Source organism: Anaerosolibacter carboniphilus, assembly GCF_014205875.1.
GTDB lineage: Bacteria > Bacillota > Clostridia > Peptostreptococcales > Thermotaleaceae > Anaerosolibacter > Anaerosolibacter carboniphilus.
This window is the reverse complement of sequence record NZ_JACHEN010000063.1, coordinates 1-4,107: the sequence shown is the minus strand read 5'-3', so window position 1 is coordinate 4,107 and position 4,107 is coordinate 1. Positions and strand designations below refer to the sequence as shown.

Annotated in this window: 9 protein-coding genes; all 9 read left to right on the top strand. The window is 39.6% G+C overall.

Annotated elements, in window-relative coordinates:
* The coding region (locus HNQ80_RS25340; RefSeq protein WP_184314028.1) for a putative metallopeptidase at window positions 1–456 on the top strand (456 nt) is incomplete at its 5' end.
* 11 nt (window positions 457–467) lie between these two features.
* The gene (locus HNQ80_RS25335; RefSeq protein ID WP_184314026.1) at window positions 468–662 is read left to right on the top strand and encodes a hypothetical protein; all 195 of its coding nucleotides are present in this window, start codon (window positions 468–470) and stop codon (window positions 660–662) included.
* Window positions 659–1,249, top strand: a complete 591-nt coding sequence (locus HNQ80_RS25330; RefSeq protein WP_184314024.1) for a sigma-70 family RNA polymerase sigma factor — start codon at window positions 659–661, stop codon at window positions 1,247–1,249. The genes HNQ80_RS25335 and HNQ80_RS25330 overlap by 4 nt, the downstream gene beginning before the upstream one ends.
* Window positions 1,246–1,995, top strand: a complete 750-nt coding sequence (locus HNQ80_RS25325) for a helix-turn-helix domain-containing protein (RefSeq protein ID WP_184314022.1) — start codon at window positions 1,246–1,248, stop codon at window positions 1,993–1,995. The genes HNQ80_RS25330 and HNQ80_RS25325 overlap by 4 nt, the downstream gene beginning before the upstream one ends.
* Window positions 1,992–2,363 carry a hypothetical protein gene (locus HNQ80_RS25320; protein WP_184314020.1) on the top strand — a complete coding sequence of 124 codons (372 nt, stop codon included), beginning with the start codon at window positions 1,992–1,994 and terminating at the stop codon, window positions 2,361–2,363. Before HNQ80_RS25325 ends, HNQ80_RS25320 begins: the two co-directional genes overlap by 4 nt.
* A 120-nt stretch (window positions 2,364–2,483) precedes the next feature.
* Window positions 2,484–2,750, top strand: a complete 267-nt coding sequence (locus HNQ80_RS25315; protein ID WP_184314018.1) for a hypothetical protein — start codon at window positions 2,484–2,486, stop codon at window positions 2,748–2,750.
* A 2-nt stretch (window positions 2,751–2,752) separates the two neighbouring features.
* Window positions 2,753–3,382 (top strand): spore protease YyaC, encoded by a 630-nt coding sequence (gene yyaC / locus HNQ80_RS25310; RefSeq protein ID WP_184314016.1) that lies wholly within the window; start codon window positions 2,753–2,755, stop codon window positions 3,380–3,382.
* A gap of 33 nt (window positions 3,383–3,415) precedes the next feature.
* Complete coding sequence (locus tag HNQ80_RS25305) at window positions 3,416–3,745, top strand: hypothetical protein (RefSeq protein ID WP_184314014.1); 330 nt, start codon at window positions 3,416–3,418, stop codon at window positions 3,743–3,745.
* 19 nt (window positions 3,746–3,764) lie between these two features.
* Window positions 3,765–4,107, top strand: a 343-nt coding sequence (locus HNQ80_RS25300) for a hypothetical protein (protein ID WP_184314012.1), incomplete at its 3' end; no start/stop codon positions are given.

The window sequence follows — 4,107 nt, the reverse complement described above, 5'->3', positions numbered from 1 at the left end:
GCTTTCGGGCATCTTAAAGAGCGGCAGCGCTTGATCATGTATTTACAAGATACGGCCAGTAAGGGAAACAAGAAGCAACCGGCTCCCGTAGAGATCAAAAAGATGAACGGCTTTGCCAGTGACTTTCTCAAATATGCTTATGTGATGGAGTTTAAAGCATATCATATCGACAAGATGAGCCAGAATCAATTACTGGTCCACATCTACAGGGAACTTTTACGGATACATAACGATGGCAGCATCCTAAAGCCCACGGAGAAGCTTATGGGACACATCCCTTATACTTTAGGCAGAGATTGGGATACTACTCAGGCTGAGATCCCGAATATCCTGGATAGTCGTTTCCATTGGGAATACCCACCTAAGCTGGTGGATCAGCTCAGTATATATGATATGGGCGTGCAAGAGGAGACAGACGAAGAGATAGAAGAAGATAAAGAAAATCAAGATGAATAGGGGGAAAGGTTATGGTTGGCGCAAAGGTTTTTATCTTCGACCAGGCAAGCGACCTATTCATCAAAGCAGGAGAAATAGTAGATGTTCAAGGCACAATAGCACTAGTGATGATTGAAGAGATAAGGAAAGATAGGGTAATCTGCATTGTCGATAAATTCGATTTGAGTAAGCTATATTTCAAGAGTAAAAGAGGTGTAGCCGTATGATACGAAAACAAATCATTTTAAGCGAAACAAAAACAGCAGAATTGAGCTTCGAAGAAGTAATGGCCAAGTATAAGCCTCTGATCAAGAAAGGGATCTCCTCTTGGTTAGGGAGCTATGAATACGATGATCTTTTTCAGATTGCTAGTATTGCCCTCTGGAAAGCCTTTGAGAAATATGATCATAGAAAAAATATTGGTTTTGGATACATAGCCAAGCTGTATATCAAATCATCCATCCTTGCCTATCACAAGAAACAGACAGCCAAACTGACCAATAAGACTTCTAAGATCAACAATGTTGTCAGCTTCCAGGATCTACTGGGTGATGACGAGGACGGTACCACGCTAGAAGAATTATTTGGGGTTGAAGATATATCCATCAATAATCTGGCTGATAAGCTTGTTTTAGATCAAATCATGAATAAATTTTCAAAGCAGCAGCAAGAGGATATCTTAGCCTATATCAGTGGATTTAAGGTATCGGATATAGCAGCTACCAAGGATATATCCAAGCAGACAATGAGTATCAGGATGAAAAATAGTCTTATGAAATTTCGAGCTATGTATATCAAGGAGATGGTCATGTGACTAAATATGGATCGAGATGGACTCAGGAAGAAGTTGAATATTTGATTGAAAAAGCAGGAAGCATGTCACTCGAGGCTATTGCAAAAAGACTTAAGAGACCTTTTGCCAGCACAGTGGCCAAAGCAGATGAGCTTGGCGTTGCGAATGGTAAGATGTTATCTCATAAATTTACCCTTAATCAGTTTTCAAAGATGGTTGGCGTGGCAGCATCCACGGTATGCTCCTGGACTGAAATGGGATTAGAATATGAAATCAAGAAATTTAGAACAACCTTTGAATTTAAAATGATCGATATTCGAGATTTTTACACCTGGGGAGAGCAGCATCAGGATATCTTGGATACAAGAAAGTTCAAACTAAACGATTTTGGTAATGAACCAGAATGGTTAAAAAACAAGAGGAGAGCCGATAGGGATCGGCCTCCTAACTACACAAAACTATGGGCCAAAGAAGAAGAAGCACAATTAATTTCTTATCATGAATCTGGTTTGAGAAAAGAAGCCATAGCAGAGCTGCTGGGAAGATCAATCAGTGGAATCCAACGTAAGATGGATAGACTTAAAATTCAAGGGCTGCTTCCTATTGACCCAAAGGGAGAGTTCTATACCCAAACGGAGATTCAAAAGATTATCCAACTAAGAAGGGATGGAATGACCTTCAGTCAGATTGGTAAAAAGATTTGCCGGAGCAAGTCCAGTGTTTGGCATAAATACCGAGAATTGCAGGAAAGAGGTTTGGTTATATGAGCAAGTGGAGCAGAAGACTAACTCCAGAACTGGCAGAGGAAATCTCGAAAAGATATGATGGAACCAAAGAGGTAATAGATCAGTTATGTGAAGAGTTTAATGTACCTAGATATACCATACATTGCTATGCTTCTTCCAAAGGATTAACCAAGAAGAGGAAGGGCGACAATTGGAGCAAGGAAGAGATTGATTTTTTATATGATAATTTCTCAAAAGGTGCTCAGTATGTGGCTAAGAAGCTTCAAAGGAGTCCAAATGCAGTAAAGATAAAATTAAACCGCTTGGGTGTAGGATTTAAAGATTCTCACTTATTAACAGCCAATCTTGTAGCCAATATCTTGAATATTGATATCCATGTAATTACCTGATGGCTTTTAGCAGGACAGATCAAGTATAAAAAACTAAAGGGACAAAAAACTTACCGCATCGAGCTGGAGGACCTTGAAAAGTTTTTAAAAGAAAATCAAGATCTGTGGGACAGCAGAAAAATGAAAACTTCCCTATGGCTCAATGATCCTGAATGGTTTAAGGAAAAGAAGAAAATGGATATGGAGAGGCCTCATAAAGAAGGTCAGAAATGGACAAGAGAAGATGATATCATGGCCATCGAACTATTTAAAACTGGTAACTATACACATAAGCAAATTGGAGATCTCTTGGGAAGAAGCGGCGAAGGTGTCCAGAGAAGATTAAGTCGTCTAGATGTATGGGGAACAGGAGAATACATACCACCTAAGAGATATGGGAGGAGATAAGCATGTCAACACATGAAAATGCCCTCTATGGCATAAAGAGAAACCTCATCAGCACGAAGGAAAAAAACTGTGTGAAAAAGATTGGAGAAGCACTTTATCGACAGATAACAGAGCATAAAAAGGTATATGAGAAAATCATTATTCTGTGTATTGGAACTGACCGATGTACAGGCGACAGCTTAGGACCCTTGGTGGGCATGATGCTGTCAAAGAGAAAAGCCATCAAAGGTAAGATTCAAATCATGGGAACCTTAAATGATCCTGTTCATGCAAAGAATCTCCATGAAGCTGTGGCCAAGATTGATCAAGAAAATACCCTAGTCATTGCGGTGGATGCTATGCTCAGTAAAGCTGAAAACCTGGGAAAAGTAATTATCACAAACAGCAGCTTGATACCAGGTGCGGGTATCGATAGAACAGATTTACAGGCCGTGGGCCATATATCCATCACGGCATCTGTAAACATTAGCGGACCTATGTCATCTATGATGCTTATGGATACCAGGTTATCCTTCGTTTTTAAAATAGCTGAAGTCCTAGACAAAGCAATAACCCAGGCAATAAAGGAGATTTCTTTAGAAAATACAAGTACTTCAAAATCCTACGAGAAAAAACTTAGAAAAGTAGAATAACATAAGATGTGGGAGTTAAGGGGCTGAAGTAAGATGCAACATTTGGTAATAGAACTGGACAAGCAAAGAAAAACGCTGACAAGTGCCATCAAGATCCTAAAGCAGCGTGGGATCGATAAGGCAGAGACAGAGAAAAAGTATAGGATCGCTGTGGCTAAAGAAATATTAAGGCTGAGAGATGAAAGCATTCCTGTGACCATCATATCTGACCTGGTCAGAGGCAATGAAGAGATTGCAGATCTGAAAATGAAAAGAGATATAGCAGAGACCATGTATGAGAGCTGCCTTCAAAAGATATATCAAACTAAGCTGGAGCTAGGGATCATCGAGCGGCAGATTGAAGCAGAGCGGAAAGGCGAATAAATGCCCTTATGAGTTGGGGGTGAATAACATTAAGGACTTTGAAAAGGCATTTAAAAGATTAGGACGGGAGTATAGAAAGTCTGTAAAATTAATACGAAAGAGAATACAGCAGCTAAAGATAGAACTCGAAGTCCTCGAGTTTGAGAAAGGACCAAGAAAGAATAGCGATATCCCTTTAGAAATACAAATCCTAAAAGAGCGTCTAAAGGCTTTACAGGAAATTTATAGGACAACAAGCGAAATAGGAGTAGAAGCAGGAAACTACTATAAGAGAGGATGGTGGAGAAGTGAAAAATATACCACTAACTCACGAAAATCAAGACTACCTATTCTATATCATGGATTCATCATCGAAGATGCAA